This window comes from Bacillus sp. Root920 (assembly GCF_001429445.1).
In the GTDB taxonomy this organism is placed as follows: domain Bacteria; phylum Bacillota; class Bacilli; order Bacillales; family Bacillaceae; genus Bacillus; species Bacillus safensis.
Window position 1 is genome coordinate 35,380 of the sequence record NZ_LMJV01000012.1, and the last position, 19,920, is coordinate 55,299.

At 40.8% G+C, this 19,920-nt stretch carries 24 protein-coding genes; 1 reads left to right on the plus strand and 23 read right to left on the minus strand.

The window, feature by feature from the left end:
- Positions 1–38: 38 nt before the first annotated feature.
- The 10 genes from purR to metG all read right to left on the minus strand — a co-directional run bounded on the left by purR (position 39) and on the right by metG (position 9,672).
- Positions 39–872, minus strand: coding sequence for a pur operon repressor (gene purR, locus ASE42_RS17650; RefSeq protein WP_024425638.1), 834 nt, complete (start codon positions 870–872; stop codon positions 39–41).
- Positions 873–927: 55 nt separating this feature from the next.
- Positions 928–1,797, minus strand: a complete 870-nt coding sequence (gene ispE / locus ASE42_RS17655; protein WP_019743558.1) for a 4-(cytidine 5'-diphospho)-2-C-methyl-D-erythritol kinase — start codon at positions 1,795–1,797, stop codon at positions 928–930.
- A gap of 146 nt (positions 1,798–1,943) precedes the next feature.
- The gene (locus ASE42_RS17660) at positions 1,944–2,129 is read right to left on the minus strand and encodes a small, acid-soluble spore protein, alpha/beta type (RefSeq protein WP_017366434.1); all 186 of its coding nucleotides are present in this window, start codon (positions 2,127–2,129) and stop codon (positions 1,944–1,946) included.
- Between the two features lie 163 nt (positions 2,130–2,292).
- Positions 2,293–2,550, minus strand: a complete 258-nt coding sequence (veg, locus tag ASE42_RS17665) for a biofilm formation stimulator Veg (RefSeq protein WP_024425637.1) — start codon at positions 2,548–2,550, stop codon at positions 2,293–2,295.
- Positions 2,551–2,763: 213 nt separating this feature from the next.
- Positions 2,764–3,648, minus strand: coding sequence for a sporulation peptidase YabG (gene yabG / locus ASE42_RS17670; protein WP_024427198.1), 885 nt, complete (start codon positions 3,646–3,648; stop codon positions 2,764–2,766).
- 134 nt (positions 3,649–3,782) lie between these two features.
- A complete protein-coding gene (rsmA, locus tag ASE42_RS17675; protein ID WP_056768438.1) occupies positions 3,783–4,661 on the minus strand; it encodes a 16S rRNA (adenine(1518)-N(6)/adenine(1519)-N(6))-dimethyltransferase RsmA in 879 nt (292 codons plus the stop codon).
- The gene (gene rnmV / locus ASE42_RS17680; protein WP_017359323.1) at positions 4,654–5,214 is read right to left on the minus strand and encodes a ribonuclease M5; all 561 of its coding nucleotides are present in this window, start codon (positions 5,212–5,214) and stop codon (positions 4,654–4,656) included. The genes rsmA and rnmV overlap by 8 nt, the downstream gene beginning before the upstream one ends.
- Before the next feature lie 161 nt (positions 5,215–5,375).
- A complete protein-coding gene (locus ASE42_RS17685; protein ID WP_056768441.1) occupies positions 5,376–6,578 on the minus strand; it encodes a G5 and 3D domain-containing protein in 1,203 nt (400 codons plus the stop codon).
- Positions 6,579–6,822: 244 nt separating this feature from the next.
- On the minus strand, positions 6,823–7,590 hold the full coding sequence (locus tag ASE42_RS17690; RefSeq protein WP_024425634.1) for a TatD family hydrolase: 768 nt from the start codon (positions 7,588–7,590) through the stop codon (positions 6,823–6,825).
- Between the two features lie 81 nt (positions 7,591–7,671).
- On the minus strand, positions 7,672–9,672 hold the full coding sequence (metG, locus tag ASE42_RS17695) for a methionine--tRNA ligase (protein WP_056768444.1): 2,001 nt from the start codon (positions 9,670–9,672) through the stop codon (positions 7,672–7,674).
- Positions 9,673–10,192: 520 nt separating this feature from the next.
- On the opposite strand from metG, the gene ASE42_RS17700 reads away from it, so the two are divergent.
- A complete protein-coding gene (locus tag ASE42_RS17700) occupies positions 10,193–10,483 on the plus strand; it encodes an AbrB/MazE/SpoVT family DNA-binding domain-containing protein (RefSeq protein ID WP_087975202.1) in 291 nt (96 codons plus the stop codon).
- Positions 10,484–10,527: 44 nt separating this feature from the next.
- Here ASE42_RS17700 and rsmI read toward each other — a convergent pair whose 3' ends face one another.
- The 13 genes from rsmI to ASE42_RS17765 all read right to left on the minus strand — a co-directional run bounded on the left by rsmI (position 10,528) and on the right by ASE42_RS17765 (position 19,669).
- Entirely contained in the window at positions 10,528–11,409 is an 882-nt protein-coding gene (gene rsmI, locus ASE42_RS17705; RefSeq protein WP_024425632.1) for a 16S rRNA (cytidine(1402)-2'-O)-methyltransferase, read from the minus strand.
- Complete coding sequence (locus ASE42_RS17710) at positions 11,384–11,683, minus strand: GIY-YIG nuclease family protein (RefSeq protein WP_024425631.1); 300 nt, start codon at positions 11,681–11,683, stop codon at positions 11,384–11,386. The genes rsmI and ASE42_RS17710 overlap by 26 nt, the downstream gene beginning before the upstream one ends.
- Positions 11,670–12,413, minus strand: coding sequence for a tRNA1(Val) (adenine(37)-N6)-methyltransferase (locus ASE42_RS17715; RefSeq protein ID WP_024427205.1), 744 nt, complete (start codon positions 12,411–12,413; stop codon positions 11,670–11,672). The genes ASE42_RS17710 and ASE42_RS17715 overlap by 14 nt, the downstream gene beginning before the upstream one ends.
- Before the next feature lie 55 nt (positions 12,414–12,468).
- Complete coding sequence (gene yabA, locus ASE42_RS17720; RefSeq protein WP_024425629.1) at positions 12,469–12,822, minus strand: DNA replication initiation control protein YabA; 354 nt, start codon at positions 12,820–12,822, stop codon at positions 12,469–12,471.
- A 14-nt stretch (positions 12,823–12,836) separates the two neighbouring features.
- Positions 12,837–13,664, minus strand: a complete 828-nt coding sequence (locus tag ASE42_RS17725) for a stage 0 sporulation family protein (RefSeq protein WP_024425628.1) — start codon at positions 13,662–13,664, stop codon at positions 12,837–12,839.
- 2 nt (positions 13,665–13,666) lie between these two features.
- Positions 13,667–14,656, minus strand: a complete 990-nt coding sequence (gene holB / locus ASE42_RS17730; RefSeq protein ID WP_024427206.1) for a DNA polymerase III subunit delta' — start codon at positions 14,654–14,656, stop codon at positions 13,667–13,669.
- Positions 14,657–14,667: 11 nt separating this feature from the next.
- Positions 14,668–15,108 carry a YaaR family protein gene (locus tag ASE42_RS17735; RefSeq protein ID WP_024425626.1) on the minus strand — a complete coding sequence of 147 codons (441 nt, stop codon included), beginning with the start codon at positions 15,106–15,108 and terminating at the stop codon, positions 14,668–14,670.
- A 12-nt stretch (positions 15,109–15,120) separates the two neighbouring features.
- Complete coding sequence (locus ASE42_RS17740; RefSeq protein ID WP_024425625.1) at positions 15,121–15,450, minus strand: cyclic-di-AMP receptor; 330 nt, start codon at positions 15,448–15,450, stop codon at positions 15,121–15,123.
- A 79-nt stretch (positions 15,451–15,529) separates the two neighbouring features.
- A complete protein-coding gene (gene tmk / locus ASE42_RS17745) occupies positions 15,530–16,168 on the minus strand; it encodes a dTMP kinase (protein WP_025093510.1) in 639 nt (212 codons plus the stop codon).
- On the minus strand, positions 16,165–17,574 hold the full coding sequence (locus tag ASE42_RS17750) for an aminotransferase class I/II-fold pyridoxal phosphate-dependent enzyme (protein WP_056768447.1): 1,410 nt from the start codon (positions 17,572–17,574) through the stop codon (positions 16,165–16,167). The genes tmk and ASE42_RS17750 overlap by 4 nt, the downstream gene beginning before the upstream one ends.
- A 77-nt stretch (positions 17,575–17,651) precedes the next feature.
- Entirely contained in the window at positions 17,652–18,716 is a 1,065-nt protein-coding gene (locus ASE42_RS17755) for a toxic anion resistance protein (RefSeq protein ID WP_056768450.1), read from the minus strand.
- 18 nt (positions 18,717–18,734) lie between these two features.
- A complete protein-coding gene (locus tag ASE42_RS17760) occupies positions 18,735–19,349 on the minus strand; it encodes a 5-bromo-4-chloroindolyl phosphate hydrolysis family protein (protein WP_034624452.1) in 615 nt (204 codons plus the stop codon).
- Positions 19,350–19,477: 128 nt separating this feature from the next.
- Entirely contained in the window at positions 19,478–19,669 is a 192-nt protein-coding gene (locus tag ASE42_RS17765; protein WP_024425620.1) for a sigma factor G inhibitor Gin, read from the minus strand.
- Positions 19,670–19,920 lie beyond the last annotated feature (251 nt).

Consider the following 19,920-nt stretch of genomic DNA (forward strand, 5'->3'; position numbering starts at 1 on the left):
ATTAATCTCTCCCATTCAAATACATGTTTAATCAAAGCTTACGCTTTCGAATGAAAAAACTCGTGGAAATTGCCTTCATTGATCTCGATGATTTTTTGCTTCATATCAATGGTAGAAAGCTTTAACAACGAGACATATTCATCGACAAGACGTTCATCTACGCCTTCATCTTCTAAAAGAACACCGATCCCTGCAACATTTGCATTAAATTCCTCAAGCAAATTCATCATGCCGTTAATGGTTCCGCCCGCTTTCATAAAGTCATCAATGATCAACACATTGGAGCCTTTATCTAAGCTGCGCTTTGCAAGGGACATGGTTTGAATTCGGTTAGAAGAACCTGACGCATAATTAATACTGACAGTTGATCCTTCGGTTACCTTATTATCTTTTCTAACGATCACAACAGGCACATTTAAATAACCCGCAACAGAATAGGCAATCGGAATACCTTTTGTCGCAACGGTCATGACGACATCAATCGCACGGTCCGCAAAGATGGTCGCAAACAGCTTACCGATTTTCGCAAGAATCGATGGATTGCCTAAAACATCGGTTAAATATAAATAACCGCCAGGAAGTACACGTTCAGGAGTTGATAATGCCTCTCCGATATCGTTTACTACGTCATCTGCTTCTTTTAGGTGTATTTTTGGAATATATTTCACTCCGCCAGCAGCGCCAGGTACAGTAAGCAATGTGCCTATTCCTTGCTGTTCGAAGGTCTGTTTGATAATCGTTAAGTCTTCACTAATGGAGGACTTTGCAGATTGATAACGTTCTGCAAAAAAAGTTAAAGGTACTAGTACGTGCGGGTGGGCTAACAAATAATTTGTTAAGTCCACCAATCTGCCGCTTCGACGAAACTTCATGAACTTACCCCCAGAACCCGAATAATTTATGAATAATATAACTTAATATACGGATTTAATCAAGGGCATTTTGTTCGCCGATCATGCGGACAGCGTATACTTGATCACAAAATCCTCTCAGTCCGTTATATATTCTTTGTACCTTCGATTCATATTGAATCAAGCCAAATACCGTTGGGCCGCTTCCACTCATTAATACAGCATCAGCACCGAAACGCTTCATCTGTCTTTTGATCATATCTACTTCCGGATACATCTTTAATGTCACAGACTCCAGAACGTTACCGAGTGAGCCGCACATCTCTTTATAATCTTTCGCTTCAATGGCTTCAATCATACGCTGTACATTTGGGTGTTCTACTTTGCTTGCGTCATATTGTCTATAAACTTCAGCTGTAGATACCCCAATCACCGGCTTCGCTAAAATCACCCAGCAATGCGGTGGTGTCGCGATATGCTTCAGTTTTTCTCCACGTCCTGTCGCTAGTGCTGTGCCTCCGTGTACACAAAAAGACACATCTGAGCCGATCTCCGCTCCAAGCTCAGCCAGTTCATCTAACGTGAGATTTAACTTCCACAAACGGTTTAAACCGCGAAGCGCTGCTGCAGCATCACTGCTGCCTCCAGCTAAACCTGCTGCAACAGGTATTGCTTTTGTGATGACAATCGATACCCCTTTTTGAATACCGAACCTTGTTTTGAGTAATTTAGCCGCCTGATAAGCCAAGTTACGCTGATCATCTGGCACAAATCGATTATGAGATGATACACGGATTTCGTCTTTGTCCAGCTCAGTCAGCTCAAGTCGATCTGCAAGGTCTATTGTTGTCATCACCATCTCTACTTCGTGATATCCATCCGGTCTTTTTCCATGGACATCAAGTGAGAGATTAATTTTTGCCGGTGCTTTTTCTAAAATACGCAAACATTTCACCTACTTCTCCATCTAAACATAAGTATCAATATTGTATCACATTTGATGGATCTGATGAATATTGGCTTTTACGCCCAGCACACTGACTTTTTCAACAAAAAAAGCCAGAGACACCTGAGGTATCCCTGACCATTTTTCTATCGTTGATTCTCTTCCTGAGCCATGTGCTGCTGAGCTAATTCGATGGCACGTTTGACCATATTCCCTGCGTCACGCGCACGAATTTCTCCCCAGCCTCCATTTTTGACGGTATCATAAAATCCAAGATCCTTCGCCAGCTCGTATTTGAACTCATCTGACATAATGCCTCGGCGTCTACCCAAACGAAACAGCCCCTTTAGTAGAGAATTCGAATCAGTGCCACTGCTTTTGTGGCTTTCTTATTTTGTATCGAATCCTTTCTTTTACCCCTTTCAAAAAATGGACAGACTCCCATTCAGAAAAAAAGGCAAAACAAAAAGCAGTAAACAAGAAGTTCACTGCCCATTAATAGGCGACTGAGCTAGCGGCATCATCGAACGTTAATTCGACCGTCTCAGTCAGTATATCTGCATAACTGTAAGAAACTCTTTCAAACGAATTCTCATCTTGATCTAATTGAATCACAAATACAGAAGGGTACGTTTCAGCTAAAATGCCCGAACGCTCAATTGTTTTACGGCGGCCTCCGTTAGCCTTTAACGTCAAACGTTTACCTAAGTTACCATCAAGCGATCTTTTGATGTCGGACAAAGTCTTCGCCATTGCATCCACCTCACTGAGATAATTATACAACAACGGCCCATTTTTGTCAAATAAAAATTAAATTATATCAACCAACACGAGCCATTGTCAACAAAATAATTTTGACAAACTTCTACCTTTTCTCCTCCCTATTTTTCTCAAATTCCGGTGAATTATGTATCCGTTTGAAATTTCTTTTTACACATAAAAAAAACCAGACTGAAATCAGTCGGGTTATGTCGATTCATGGTCTTTTTTATATGGCATACCTACCCTTAAAACACCCTTCGTCTCGATGCCTCCGAGCCCTTTTTCTCTTGTTAATGTATTACGAAGCACATCCCATACGTTGATTCGATCTACAAATGGAGTGAAGCTGATCTTCGCAACGATATAGACGGGATCGAGCGCATGGATGTTCACACGTGAAGGTGAGCTTGCAAAATTGGCACCTGCTTGGATCAATGATTCGAAATGAGATTGACAGGCGCCTGCAAAGATCACAAGTTGATCTAAATGAGGAATTTTCTTTCTTGCTTTTTGAACCGTCTCAACGAAATGACGAGAATGGCGATAGGCACCGATATCATTTACGCCGCCCTTTTGCTTGGAATACGCATCATGCCCTGTAATGACCAAAATATCAGGCCGATATTGATCAAGTAACGAATCGATCACGCTTGGCATTTTCTTCTCATGGCAATGTACTCCATATACAGGCACACCAATTCGTTCATATACATCTAAGCATTTCTTTAAGTATGAAGCATCTCCATCTAAATGAAGAACCTTTCCAGGCATGTGAAAATACTGCTCCTGATGCTGATATTGTCCAGAAGTATAATACTCTTGCTTTTCACGCAGCAGCTGATAATCCTGTCTTAGTAAGTCGAGCGATTCGTTAATTTTCCGTTCGTCGTCCTTCTCCCTTGTCAGCTGCTCCTCTTTTTGAATTAAGACGAGATCCGACATCTTAGCATCAGCAATCAGCCTTACTTCATTCCCATGCAATATGGCAGTGGCTTCGTGCTGATCTGTCTCATCAATTCGAATGATTCGAAACATAATATCCATTTGATAGGATGCCCTCGTCACCATATCTCCTATTTGAAATTGCATGCTGTTCACTCCACAATCAGGCTCATATCCTGTTGGTATCGTCTTGCACTACACATGATCGTCTTTCATATATGCTGTTCTTTCTAGCCTATGCCCGAACAGTTGAAGTGGTGAAAAACAAAAGAAAAAAGCCCTTACGAAAGGGCTTTTTGTAAAACATTCGACAAACGGGCAAATTCCTCAATGGATAATGATTCTCCGCGGCGCTTTCCATCAATATCTACTGTTTGAAGTGCTTCTTCGATGATCGCTTTATGTTTTTTTCCATCAGGTAGATTATTCATCAAATTATTCATCAATGTTTTCCGGCGCTGGCCAAAGCTCGCTCGGATCAATTGAAAGAAAAACGCATCATTTTCTACTGAGACAGCAGGCGTTTCACGAACAGTCAGCTTAATCACAGCCGAATCGACATTTGGCTGAGGAACAAAAACCGTTTTAGGCACAACCATCACCGTTTTTGCTTCCGTATAAAATTGAACTGCGATAGACAGTGAATTATATTCCTTTGATGATGGGGCAGCTGCCATACGATCTGCTACTTCTTTTTGCAGCATGACCACAATCCCTTTCAATGGAAGGTTTTCTTCAAGCAATTTCATAATAATCGGTGTTGTCACATAATATGGAAGGTTGGCTACGACCATCACTTCCTTACAGTCAGCAAAATTTTCCTCGATGACCTTTCTCACATCTGCCTTTAATACGTCTTGATGAATGATCGTGACATTATCATATGGAGAAAGCGTATCGTTTAAAATAGGCAATAAACGCTGATCGATTTCAAAAGCGGTGACTTTCTTTGCACGTTTAGCGAGCTGCTCTGTCAATGCGCCGATACCAGGTCCAATTTCAATAACGCCGGTCTCATCTGTAACCTCCGCGTGATCGACAATGCGATCTAAAATATTTGTATCAATTAAGAAGTTCTGCCCTAAGCTCTTTTTAAAAGAGAAACCGTACTTCTTCAGTATTTCCTTCGTTCTGACGGGTGTCGCAATATCTTTATTCATCGGCTTCCTCCTGCATGACGGTCTTTAAGGCCGCAATAAAATCATGTTTGGTTATTTGGAACATGTGAAGGCGCTTTTGCAGCTGCTTCGCATTGGTATATCCTATATTTAAAAGCACTCCTAGTCGTTCGCGGCGGCGTTTCGATGCTTCGCCACCGATAAGGCCTGCGTCAAATAAGTCGTCTAATGTAATGTCACTTTCCGATTCTTCCATTTCTTCATGGACATGGGCAAGACATTCCCGAATACTGTCCAAGGAAGCATGCTCGACACCAATTCCTTTATCCCGCTTCGCCTTCGCAAGATGTTTTGGCAAAAAAGCGTGCTTACAGCCAGGAACTGCCTCTGCGATGGTTTTACGGATCTTCTCACCAGGAAAATCAGGATCTGTTAAAATAATGACCCCTCTCGTCTCCTGCGCAAGACGCACTTGTTGAATGACTGTATCGCCAATGGCGGATCCGTTTGTTTCGATCGTATCTGCATCAACCGCCATCTTCACTCTGGCAGTGTCATCACGACCCTCCACCACAATGATTTCTTTGATTTTCATGTATTCCTCCGCTTGCAAAAACAATCTACATTTTTTGGTTAAAAAAACGAAACCTTTCATGTTGCTTTTGCGTCTAATTAATTAGAAAACAGTGCTTCTATTATAACCAAAAAAACAGAGGGTGCGCAAAGCCCTCTGTTCATATAAATGATTTGATGTGTTTATTTGAGTACTCTAATCTTCACTCGTTTATTTCCCCATTGATAAGCTGCCGACTTACTTGGGACGAACACATCAATTTTATTCCCTTTTATAGCAGATCCAGTGTCTGATGCAACGGCATATCCATAGCCTTCCACATACACTTTTGAGCCCAGCGGAATGACACTCGGATCAACTGCTATGACCTTTGCACCCGGATTTGCTTTTAAATTAAAGCCTGTAGACGTTCTGCCCGTACATCCAGCACAGCTCGCTGTATAGGCTGTTGACGCCACATAAAATTCTTTTCCTGACGATTCATTGCTTCGTGAAACCGCAGGGGACGCTGTAGGCTCCTTTTTGGCCACTTGTGTACCAATAGCCACTAATCGGTCCTTACTATCTTTTTCGGTCACTTCTTTAATCAATTCTTTAGACACCACTTTGCCGTTTTCTTTCACAATGGCATAGTGCTTCTTCAATTTACCTTCTTCACCTTTTTTAAGTACCTTCTCTTTCCCTTTTTCAAGAGAATGATCCTTTTTATGTTTGGTATCAAAAGCAATTTTCTCTTCCACTACATCGGTGACTTTTTCCACCCGAGTGATCTTTATATCTGCGCTCTTTTTAGAAAGGTTACTATGTAACGCAGGCTTGATCTTATCGTGCTTCTTGAGCTTTAGCTCTTGTTGCTTTAAAAAGTCAGCGACCGTAGTCGAAGTGGTCCACACTTTTTTATCTTTTCCTCCATCATTTAAGCTGACCTGGAAGGCCTGCTGAACCACAAGATTCATATCCTTTTTTAACTTGTCATTCTTTCCTGGAGTTACTTGATCGTGCTTCCCAATATCTATCTTCTCATTCTTCAATAATGCTCCAACCGTCTGATCTGTTGTCCATATCGTTTTCTCTTTCCCATCTAGGGTCAGATGAACCGGTATAGCTGCATCATACACAATGTTCATGTTGTCTTGAATCTTTGTATTTAGACTTGGAGAGATATGATCCTCCGCCTTGGTCCTTATGCCAAGGTCTGAAAGCAGCTGAGCTACTGTCTGTTCATGTGTACGAATTGTCTTCTCTTTACCATTGATTGAAATGGTAATAGACTGCTTAGTGAGCTCATGCGCACCGTAAGCCGTTCCAGTTCCAGCTAAAAGCAAGCAAACAACTAGTAATAAAACCTTGCCTTTTCCTAGCTTCACAGAAAACAGATTTTTCATTTTTTGTACGATGAAAAACGCCTCCTTCTCCTCGGAGAGATTATATAGAGTATCTCAAAACCTGTCAACCCTTCCACCCACTGTACAAAAATGCTCGATTGTAAACCTATTATGGGAGATTTATGGAAGGAAGGGAAGAAAGACTTATCGACAACTTATCCTATGAGGAGGCGCAAACGTGTAGAACTTTTTCGTTATGTTTCACAATTGGACAAGCTTAAACAAGGATTGACATCATATACTGTCAGTTTATACGGAAAACTTTTTTTGCATTTTTTGTTGTCAATTCAGCAAGCTCTTCAAAGCTGATTTCTCTCAACTCCGCAATCTGTTCTGCGATATATTTGACATAACTTGGCTCATTACGTTTCCCTCTAAATGGCACTGGCGTTAAGTATGGGCAGTCGGTTTCAATCAAAAGCTTGTCACTTGGTATCTCCTTTACAACTTCCTTTGGCTTTTTGGCATTTTTAAATGTCACGGGTCCACCGAATGAAATATAAAAGTTCATCTCCATACACGCTTTTGCAGTTTCTAGACTGCCAGTAAAGCAGTGCATAATACCTCCAACTTCAGCTGCTCCCTCTTCCTTTAAAATCGTCACGACATCTTCCGTTGCGTCACGATTATGAATAACGATTGGAAGCTTCACTTCCTTCGCAAGAGCAATTTGGCGTCTAAAGACTTCCTTTTGCACATCTTTTGGCGACTTGTCCCAATAGTAATCCAGACCCATTTCTCCAATCGCAACCACTTTTTCGTGTTGAGATAAATCTTTGATCCAAGCCAAATCCTCATCTGTCATATCAATAGCATCGACTGGATGCCAGCCGATAGCTGCATATATGAAATCATACTCTTCAATTAATTCCATCGCTCTCGTAATTGTCGGGCGGTCAAACCCTACCACCACGATTTTCTCAACTTTTTCGCTTTTCGCTCTTTCGATCACCTGCTCTAAGTCTTCATTGTATTGTTCTGCATTCAAGTGGGCATGTGTATCAAATAACATGGTTGATTGCTCCTTTCGACAATTCTCCTAAAAAACAAAAGGTGTTCGACGAAATGTTACACGTGGAACACCTTTGTTGAGTTATAAAATTTTTGTTCCATTTGCTAGAGATTGATCTACTTCAAGAACCTGCAATTTCCCGCCTGTTTCTCCAGTTAAAATCATTCCCTGGGAAATTTCCCCTCTGAGTTTAACTGGGGTAAGATTCGCTACGCAAACGAGCTTTTTCCCTACTAATTCTTCTGGTTGATAGTGCTTGGCAATCCCAGAGACGATTTGTCTTTTTTCAAATCCAAAATCAAGCTGAAGCTTTAAAAGACGATCCGCTTTTTTCACTGGGGCTGCTTCCAATACCTGTGCAACTCGAAGATCAACTTTTGAGAAATCATCAAATGCAATTTCTGCTCCCAGCTCAGGTAATTCCGTTTCTTCGATTTCCACTTTCTCTTCTTCTACCTTAGGTGCACTTCCCTGCATTTTTTCTTTAATGTAGGCTACTTCTTCTTCAACCTCTAAACGCGGGAACAAAGGCTCTCCTTTTTGTACCGTCGCTTGTTGAATCGCACCAAATGATAGGATACTATCCCAACTTTTGAGCTTCTCTTCTTCAATTCCAAGCTGGAAGAAGATTTTCTCAGGTGTTTTCGTTAGGAATGGCGTTAAGAGTACTGCTGTGATTCGAAGTGATTCTGCTAAATGATACATAACAGAATGCAGTTCTTTTCGTTTTGTTTCATCCTTTGCCAGCACCCATGGAGCTGTTTGATCAATATATTTATTGGTTCTGCTGATTAATGTCCAAATATTTGAAAGAGCCACAGAGAATTCAAGGTTTTCCATCGCTTCTTCATAGGCTTTGACTGTCTGCTCAGCGACTGCTTTCAGCTCTTCATCAAACTCATTAACAGGACCCTTATAGCTGCTTAATGTGCCGTCAAAATATTTTTGAACCATCGCAACTGTACGATTAAGCAAGTTACCTAAATCATTGGCAAGGTCATAGTTTACACGTTCCACGAATCCTTCTGGTGTAAACACACCATCTGCACCAAATGGTACTTCGCGAAGCAGGTAATAACGAAGGGCATCGAGGCCATAGCGATCAATTAATGTGACCGGATCTACCACATTCCCTTTTGATTTAGACATTTTGCCATCTTTCATGAGCAGCCAGCCGTGTGCGAAAATTTGTTTCGGCAGAGGCAGATCTAATGCCATTAACATAATCGGCCAATAAATCGTATGGAAGCGTACAATTTCTTTTCCTACGAGATGTACGTTGGCAGGCCAATATTTTTTATATTTTTCATCTTGATCTGTTCCATAGCCAATCGCAGTTAAATAGTTGAATAACGCATCAATCCATACATAAATGACGTGCTTTGGATTGTTAGGAACTTTAATTCCCCAATCAAAGGTTGTTCTTGATACTGCTAAATCCTCTAAACCTGGTTTAATGAAGTTATTAATCATTTCATTCTTTCTTGATTCAGGCTGAATAAACGATGGATTTTTTTCGTAATAATCGAGCAAACGGTCCGCATACTTACTCATACGGAAGAAATATGATTCCTCTTTAATTAATTCAACAGGGTGGCCGCTGTCAGGGCTTTTCCCGCCAATGACTTCCCCTTTCTCATTACGCTCAACATCAACTAGCTGTGTTTCCGTATAGAATGTCTCATCAGGAATACTGTACCAGCCCTCATATTGATCTAAATAAATATCGCCTTGATCAAGCAACTTTTGGAAGACCTGCTCAATGATTTTCGTATGTCTTTTTTCTGTTGTACGGATGAAGTCATCATTCGAAATGTCGAGTTTCTTCCATAATGATTTAATGTCTTCAACGACTGGATCTAAATACTCGATCGGTGTGATATTTTGTTCTTCAGCTTTTTGCTGTATTTTTTGTCCGTGCTCATCTGTACCTGTTAAATACATCACATCATAGCCTTGTAGACGTTTATAACGAGCCATAGCATCTCCTGCTACTGTCGTATAAGCATGTCCAATATGTAATTTTCCGCTCGGATAGTAAATAGGTGTTGTCAGATAAAACGTTTTTTTCTTTTCCGGCATGTCGGAACCTCCTGCGTGTGTGTAAATGTCAAAAACTCCCGCCCAATGGACGAGAGCGGTTATCATCATTACATGAAAATGTGTCAGATCAATTCATTCAATTTTGCACTTGTGCTTTCTCTATGATACCATCTTAGCCTTTAAGATCAAGCATATATACATAGAACAAGATGAAATGATCGAAAAAGATGAGTTTTTCGAAAAAAACGACAAACCCGTCGACATTTTGTCGAATATTGTCGTATGAAATCTATTTCCAGATTTACAATTGGCTAAATTAGGGCAAAAGTCTTGTTAATCTGATCTCGGCATTTCTTATATTTTCATAGGAAAAGCCTACAAAATCCTTATACACCAGTAGTTTCAAGGTCTTTTGACTTTAAGAGTCATATTTTACAAACAATAGTAAACAAAATGATTGACGATTTATGGAAACCTTGTTATGCTAGGAATGTAAGGAATTTGTCGAATAATGACGAAGATAATATTATTTTAAGAATAAGAACTTTTTGGGAGGAGAATGAAGATGAAATCTACAGGTATTGTACGTAAAGTTGACGAATTAGGACGCGTGGTGATTCCAATCGAACTTCGCCGTACGCTAGGAATCGCTGAAAAAGACGCTTTGGAAATTTATGTTGATGATGAAAAAATTATCTTAAAAAAATATAAACCAAACATGACTTGCCAAGTAACAGGTGAAGTATCAGACGATAACCTTAAGCTTGCTAATGGTAAATTAGTTCTTAGCCGTGAAGGTGCAGAGCAAATCATTAACGAAATCCAAAACCAACTTCAATCACAAAAATAAGGTTCATATAAAAAGGTTCTTGCACCGTTTGCAAGAACCTTTCTTTATTGTTCAATATGATAGGCATCGTATATCGTGCGCTTTGGTACACCACGTTCGACAGCTGTACGTTTAATGGCTTCCTTCGACGTTAATCCTTCCTCTATGTAATGGATCACATGTTCTTTTTCAGATAAGGACGTCCACCAAGCTTCTTCATTCAGCTCTTCTTCAGCTTGATCATTTCCTTGTACCACAAGACAGAACTCACCTCGAATTTGATTCTCCGCAGCCCATGTCAACACAGATTCTAAATCCCCACGAATAAACTCTTCGAATTTTTTCGTCAGTTCTCTCGTAATTGCGATGTTCCGATTCCCCCACACTTCCTTCATTAAAGTCAGCGTTTCTTTTAACCGATGGGGCGCTTCATAGAAAATGATCGTTTCTTGACGTTTCTTCAAGGCTTCAAGCTGCTTTTTCTTTTCTTTTTTCTGACGGTCGAGAAAACCATAAAAGAAAAATGGCTGAGGCGCGATTCCTGATGCAATGAGTGCTGTTAGTGCAGCATTTGCGCCAGGTAACGGAATGACATAGCCTCCGATGCTAGTAAAATCTCGAACCACTTCAGCCCCTGGATCTGAAATCGTTGGTAAACCAGCATCACTCACAAGTGCGATACTTTTCCCTTCTTTTAGCCATTCGATTAACTTGTGGCCGCTGCTGTCTTTATTATGTTCATGATAACTGGTTAAGGGTGTATCAATTTCGTATACATGACAAAGCTTTTTCGTTTGCCTTGTATCTTCTGCGGCAATATAGTCTACATCTTTTAATGTTTGTATCGCTCGGAATGTCATATCTTCTAGATTTCCGATCGGGGTTGGGACAAGATAAAGAATACCCATGCCAGATTGACCATCAAAGCTTTTCTGTGTCTTTTTCATGTGCCGCCTCCTTTTCCATTCGCATTTCTTCTATATAAATATCTTTCTTTTTCCGCGTCCACGTTTTGAAACGATATTCTTGCTGCATGGCTTCTCTTTTGGTTGCAAAACATTCATGATAAAAAAGCTCAACCGGCCGTCTCGCTCTTGTATACTTTGCTCCCTTTCCACTATTATGGGTTATCAGTCTTTTTTGTAAATCATTTGTATAACCCGCATACAGGCTGCCATCTGCACATTTTAATACATAGAAATAATGATTATGCTTCTCCATACAGTATCGTCCTGATTTCATCTGTATACTCCTGATCTTCCCCATAAACAAAAAGAGGCGGAAGAATTTTCAGATCTGGTTTTCCATCTTTTATGCCCTCTACCAAGATGGTATTGGCTTCTTTCCCTTGTTTGGGATAAACAAATTGAATTCGTTTCGGCTCAATTCGGTATTTTTTCATTAATTCAACAATCTCAAGCAGCCTTCCTGGTCGATGAACCATCGCCAGTTTCCCCCCTTGCTTTAGCAGCGTGGAAGAAACACGAATAACATCCTCTAATGTACAATGAATTTCATGCCGTGCAATCGCCAAATATTCATTTTCATTGATTTCATCCTTAGAGGGTGTTTTAAAATATGGCGGGTTACATGTAATCACATCAACTTTATGGTTGCCGTAGCGTTCCGGCATATCATTCAAATCACCATGAATCAATTCGATCTGGTGCGCAAGTTGATTATACTCCACACTTCTTTTTGCCATATCAAACAGCCGTTCTTGAATTTCAACACCCGTAATCGAGGCCTTAGAACGAGTTGAAAGCAGCAATGGCACGATGCCATTTCCGGTACAAAGATCAATGATCTCTCCTTTTTGGATTGGCACATACGCAAATTTAGCTAATAACACCGCGTCCAATGAAAAGGCAAACACAGTTTTACTTTGAATAATCTTCATATCTTCGGCGAGCAGGTAATCTAAACGTTCATCTTCTCTTAACGAAACCATGATGTATCCTTTCTTTTCCTGTGAAAAAGGCTCCCGATTCAGCGGAAGCCTTTTCTCATTTTTTATTTAAAAATGACAGACAGAACAAACAGTCTCCCTCTTTACGAATGCTCCCATAATGTACATTACAAATATGGAAGCCCTCCTGATATAACCGGGCCAGGTTATCATGACCTTCTCCTATATCAGAATGACTTGGCTTCTGGGCAGAATCATTCTCTGCCTCAGATGATTTGTCTCGATCGGACTGATCCAGACGTTCACGCAAGTGCTGATTCTCCATTTGCAGCTGATGATTTTCTTCAATCACTTCACCGATATGATTTTTCAAATCACCTAACTGGCGATAAAGAGAACCGATTTGTTCTTCTAAATTAATCACCGTATCAAATAGTTCCTTTTTATCCAAGGTGGCACACCTCGTTACTCAGTTGTTTGTGCAGATACAACGCCTTCTTGTAATAATTCTTCCCATGTATATTCTATCACTTTTTCTTGCCCGGTTAATTCAACTTGCAAAATTCGTTCTAAAATATTGAGCCCTACTACCTTTGCAGAGCCATTAGACGTCTGAATCGTTTCGCCGATATCCGGTAATTGTTCTTTCGCTGTTTCATACTCATCATTCTCATATTTCAAGCAGCACATCAAACGTCCGCATAGGCCTGAAATTTTTGTCGGATTTAACGACAAGTTTTGATCCTTTGCCATCTTAATAGACACTGGTTCAAAGTCTCCTAAAAATGTCGAACAGCAAAGCATTCGCCCGCAAGGACCAATGCCGCCAAGCATTTTTGCCTCGTCTCTTACGCCAATCTGGCGAAGTTCAATTCTCGTTTTGAAGATTGATGCAAGATCCTTCACTAGCTCACGGAAATCAACTCTCCCATCTGCTGTGAAGTAGAAGATGACCTTGTTTCGGTCAAATGTAAATTCAACATCAACCAATTTCATTTCCAGCCCATGTTCACTTACTTTCTGAAGACATGTATCAAAGGCTGTCATCGCTGCTTCTTTGTTTTCCTCAACGATGAGCCGGTCACGTTCGTCTGCTACACGAATGACTTTACGCAGAGGGAGAACCACATCGTGTTCATCTACTTTTTTGTTGGCGATGACCACTTGTCCGTACTCAACCCCTCTAACCGTTTCTACAATGACACAACTATCATTTTCTATATGAAATCCATTAGGATCGAAATAATAGATTTTGCCCGCTTTTTTAAAGCGAACACCAATTACGTTGTACAAGCTTATCCCTCCTGCAACATCAACACCAATTGCTCCATCAGCCCTTGGGCATTCACGTTGGATTGAAGTCTCTTTTTCGCTTCTAATACAGCAAGGATCTGGCTGGTCACCATCTGCTGTGTGGAATGCAGCGCATGCTGCTTCATTGTCTGGAATAAGTCTTGATAAATGACTTTATCTTCATTTCCTATTTGAATCGACAATACATCACGATATATAAATAAAAGCATATCCAGACCTGTTTCTTGAAGGTCTTTCTCTTTGAAAAAAGGCATCCATTGATCCTGTATATAAAAAAATGCATGTTCTTTTCGCTGGTGTAAGACTTCATACAATTTTATCACTTTCGCTCTAGACTCTGCAAACTGATCATTTCGACTTAATTCGAGTGCTTCTGCTAAATTATTGGTTAAATTCGACAAAAGCCTTGCGAGATGCTGAGATACGCCTTCTTGTAAAAGCTGCTGCTCTAAGGATTGTGGCTGCAGCGGCTGAAAGCTGAGCATCTGACATCTTGAAATAATCGTATCCAGCATTTTATGCGATTGCTCAGTGATTAAAACCGCCATCGTTTCCCGATTAGGCTCCTCTAGGAACTTCAATAAACTGTTCGCGGCATTGACCGTCATTTTGTCCGCATGAAGAATAATATACATTTTCCGGTGAGATTCTACACCTGCTTTTGTAAATTCCTCTTGCAATGCCTGCACTTGCGCCTTTTTAATTGATTGGCCATCGGGCTGCACAAGATGTAAATCGGGATGGTTTCCTGATGCAATCCTTTTGCAGTTTTGACAGGATTCACATGGTTTCACTCCTGATTCCAAACAAAAAAAGCTCTTAGCCAAAAGCATCGCTGCATCCAGTTTTCCGGTTCCTTTTTTTCCTTCAAATAAGTAGGCGTGCGCAAGTCGGTCTTTTTCAATACTATTAAAAATCAGCCGCATGACGCGCGGCTGCAAATCATTCATGTCATCCCAGCTAATTGCCATGTTATCACTCTCTATGTGTAAAGGTTAATCAATAAACCTTTTATTTCTCCAATACGTTCAAGCAAATCAATAGATGGTTTCTCTTGATCCATCATTTCCTCGGTTAATTCAATCAGCTTTTCATCTAAGGCTTTGACCAAAGCAAGTGTACGTGTGTTGCCATAAATGTCAAAGCTCCTTGATGTTTCTATATTTAGTCCATTATCGACTGTCTCTTTCACAAAGCGCTTCACCAGTCCTTTAAACCTAGCCAAATCCTTTAGGTTTCGTGACTTTGCGAGCTTTTTTCCGAACACTTCGATATCACTCAGCATGACCGTCAGCTGTTCTAAGCGCAGTTTGCCGCTTTGCGTTTCCATCGAAGCTTTAAAGGAAGCAGATGTTTGGCTTCCTTTCATCGCTTGAAGTTCACGCTTTTCTAAACGCAGCCGCATATCTTGATTAATTTTCACAGCAACCCATCCTTAAAATTGATGAAATTGTTCAACTGGCAGAATAAAAACAGTAGCTCCGCCAACTTCAACCTCAACAGGGTATGGTACGTATGAATCTGCATTTCCGCCCATTGGGGAGACAGGCGCGATCATTTGATCACGTTTACGGCAATTTTCTTTTATAAGCTGTAATGCTTTATCCACCCGGACATCATCACAACCAATAATAAAAGTCGTATTCCCAGACTTTAAAAACCCACCAGTTGAAGCTAATTTTGTCACGCCGAAATGATGTTCAGTCAATATTTTCAACAACTTGCTGCTATCTTGGTCCTGTACAACGGCAACAATTAATTTCATTTGATTGGCCTCCTTTATTTTAGGCACAGATGACATGCCGATGTCTTCCTCTATATTATAACAACGATTGGGAATTAGGTCATATTTGATTTTGCTTTAATGTGTCCTGAATCAATTGAAGGACTTCTTCATAGACAGCCTGCATCGGCTGAGACGCATCCACTACACGGAATCGTTCTGGCGATTGTGCAATAAGCAGTTCATAGCCTTCTCTGACAAGCTGGTGGAAATTCAGCGTCTCCATGTCTAATCGATTCTTTTCTCTTCCCTGGTTGGCATTAATTCGCTTTAGCCCTTCCTCAGGTGTAATTGAAAAATAAATGGTCATTTGCGGCATCGTGCCATTGATAGCAAAGTCGTTAATTGACTTTACTTCTTCAATCCCAAGCCCTCTCGCATAACCTTGATAAGCAAGGGAGCTATCGACAAAACGATCACATAAAACCGTCTGCCCGCGCTGTAATGCCGGTTCTACCTTCTCAGCCAAATGCTGCCTTCTTGCGGCTGCATACAGCAAAGCTTCTGTTTTCGCATCCATTTTTGTGTTTTTTTCATTTAAAATGACTTCACGAATCTGCTCTGCAATGTCAATGCCGCCAGGCTCACGTGTCGCCATCACTGCATATCCTTGGCGTTCCATTTCTTCATACACTTTTCGAATCACTGTCGTTTTTCCAGCACCCTCTGGCCCTTCAAACGTAATAAACATACCGCTCATAGTGTCTCCTCTTCTATATAAACATATAATTTTCTCTGATGAATCACCTGACTGGCTTGAACATGAACCTGATGTCCAAGCAAACGGCTTAAAGCCGCAATCTGATCGATTTCAATACGCTCTCCCTTAACGATCAAAGGAATACCCGGTGGATATGGAATAACCGATTCTGCACTAACCCGTCCTGCTGCATGTTCAAATGGGACGGCTTCTATATCCTGTCTATGCTCCTCGTTGTCATCAGCCAGCGCCTCTCTTTGCAAATGATCTTTTCCTTTGAGCAATGAATTGCTTTGATTAAGGGCCTGCTCTATCCGTTTAAAAGGGATATCCTTCTTCTGTTCTAAACCAAAGACAAGTAAAACCTGATGTTCGTCCGCAAGCTCTGGGTGAACCTCCACTGATTCAAGTACTCGTTTTAGTTCATAACCAGTCAGCCCTTTTGTTGATCGAATCACACATTTTAATGGATCGTTAGAAAGCAATTCAGACTCGACCACTTCAAGCTGAGGTATACGATTGAACTCATTTTTCAGCTCTGCCAGCTCTTTCATCATTCCATCCAAGATCTCTTTTTTCTTGATCTCCTCGACATAAGCTCTTGCCACATCTAATGAGGCCATAATTGGATAGGATGGAGAACTGCTTTGAAGCATCGTGAGGAATGTTTTCAAACGTTTAGCATCCATTCGCCCTCCCTGTAGATGAAGGTAGGATCCCATCGTCATGGCCGGAAGGGTTTTATGTGCTGATTGTACCACCACGTCAGCTCCATAGGAAAGAGCAGATGGAGGAAAAGCGCCGCCTAATACAAAATGTGCACCATGTGCCTCATCAACTAAAACGATCATGCCTGCTTCGTGGCACATGTGTATCAGTTTTGATAAATCAGCTGCATGTCCGTAGTAGTTTGGATAAGTCAAAACGATCGCCCTGCAATTAGGATGTTTGGCAATGGCTTTTTTGACTGTTTCATCCGTCACATGTGTTGGAACATGCAGGTGTGGATCTACCTCAGCTTCTACCATAATAGGCGTTGCTCCTGCAAGCTCAATCGCATGGTAAACAGACTTATGACAATTTCGCTGGACGAAAATCTCATCTCCCGCACGACAGGCTGCCATCACCATCGCTAAATTTCCGACAGTTGTCCCATTCACAAGAAAAAAGCTATGATCTGAACCATATAGCTTTGCCAATAAATGTTCAGCCTCTTGAATCACACCAGTTGGATGATGGAGATCATCTAACCCTTCAAGTTCTGTTACATCCAGCTGAAGAATTGAGTCATAATAAGTCCGTGCCTCATCAAAAAAGACATCTCCATTGTGATGTCCTGGAACGTGGAAAGAATAAGGTTTCTTTTCCACATGTTGTGCTAATGCTGTATATAAAGGTGTTTTCAAACAAATCGACCCTTTTCACTTTAACGATATCTTATGTCTATTATAACGTTCATACAAGGGAACCGAAAGATGGATTCTCATTCCTTTATTGGCTGGTGATTTGCCAGCTGCTGTTCTGCCTCATACATACTGTTTTTCAATTGGGCTCGCTCTTGGCTTCCATGCTCTTTCACCTGTAACGTTTCCTGTAAGGTTTCAGCTAATTGGCGTTGAACCTTTTTCAACGTATCTATAGGTGCAAAAGCTGCCTCTTCAAGAAGCTCCCCCTGCTGCTTTGATACCTTTTCATATGTTTTTTGGATTCGATTCTCAAGAGCTGAATTGGCACGCTGTTGAATATGCGTTAATGCAATCGACATTTGGTTAATCCATAGAGGAATAGATGCAGAAACTGTTGATTGAATGTGATTGGCCAATGTATGATTCGTATGCTGGATCATTCGAATTTGGGCATTACATTGCAGCGCAATTTGCCGGCTTAGCAGCAAATCATATTTCCGTTCTTTCAACCTCTCCATATATTCTTCTGCATTGACTTCCTGACTCATCAATTGCTCCTCTATAGTCCGATTACCAATCTGCTCCGCTTCTAATATGATCTGCTTCTCTAAAGTGGTCATTTTCGCTTCAACTGCTGCAACCTGCAGCGTCATCTCTTGAAAAAAAGTTTGATTTTCTTCAAATAAACGCTCTAATAACATATGATCCGAAATTAATCCGCCTTTTGCGTAACGAAGCCTTGCTGATAATCTCTCGATCTGTGATTTTGCATGTTGGAAACGCGATATGATTTCCTGAGTAGAACGCTTCTCCCGCCGAAATAACTTCGAAAAAAAGCCCTGCTTCTTTGGCAGTAAGTCCTCCGGTTCTACTACATGCAGCTGGTGCAAAAAGGCCTCAAGCACGTCTCCTATTTGATCGATATCTTTTTTCTCAACATATTTCATCATTTGTTGTGATTGTTCCAATAATCGTTCCTGAACACGTGTACCATAGAAAAGCAGCTTTTGCGGATTGTCAGGGATCTGCTCAGCACGCTGTATGGCTTCTTGTTTCTCCTCATCAGATAAGGTATCAAACACCTGAAACTGAAGATCTGTAGTGGAAGCAGATGCTGTTGGGATGTGATCTTCTGGTTTCATTATGTTTGACTCCTTTCATTATTTCTTTATCATTTTATCTGCCACTTCAAGCTCAATATGAAGGGCCTCTATGTCTCTTCCTAATACTTGCTGCAAATCATTCGTCAATTGCTTTTGCAGTTCTGTCAGCGTCACTCGAGTCTGGCTTAGTGTCATTTCCAGCTCATGACTGCGATCAGGCTGATTATACAATAGTGCATATTTTTCAGTTAGTTCAACGACAGAATCCAAGCTTTCAAAATAAAAACGCTGTGCATCATAAAACCGGGTCGGCTCTTTTTTTGTAATCGTATAGATTCGCCGTGCAAGTCGGAGAATTTCATAATTATGTTTGATCGTCTGTACGTTCTTCACAGCAAATAAAGCCTTCTTTAAACGTACGAGCTTTTGTCCTGCTTCTTTTAAATGCTGTTTGATATATACATAATCACTACGAGACAGTCCGTGTTTCTTTAAAAACAACTGGAAAGCAATCCATCTGCTCCCTGCAAACATCACTCCCCACCCCATCATCGCATACAGTATCGATAATCCAACATGATGATGGAAAACCCCAATACTGACGGTTAAAATCACAAGCGAAAAAAAAGTAGAGAGGATGGCCCATATAAATGTATAAAAGATTGATTTCATGTTCATCGACTCCTATGAATAATCAGGCTCTCTGTTTATCTTATTATTAATTACGGATGATGTCCAAACTAAGTTCCAAAAAACAGGCCCAATCCTCCATAGCTCATAAAAAAAGACCATCTAATGGTCTATGAATACAAAGGCGGCGTATGAAGATTTTTTAGCTTTCTAACATAATCGGCATAGCTAGGATCCGAGGTCGATGTAGAAATTAACTTTCTCTCACATTCTCGGCACAAAAACTGATGATATAAATAAATTCCCTTTGTTTTTTTCTCTTCACAAATCAAACAAATCGCTTCTCGCTCTTTTTTGCTCATTGTGACACCTCCACTTATAGCTTCAGTATGCCCTAGCGCTTTCAATTGTATACAAAATTAAGAATGTTTTAGATGGTAGTTTAGTATATGTATCCATGTCAGATCGAGTGTTTGTTCCTTTTCTTAAAAAACAAAAAAGACCAGTTCCGACTGGAACTGATCCTTATAGAAGCTTGGCGGCGTCCTACTCTCACAGGGGGAAACCCCCAACTACCATCGGCGCTGAAGAGCTTAACTTCCGTGTTCGGTAT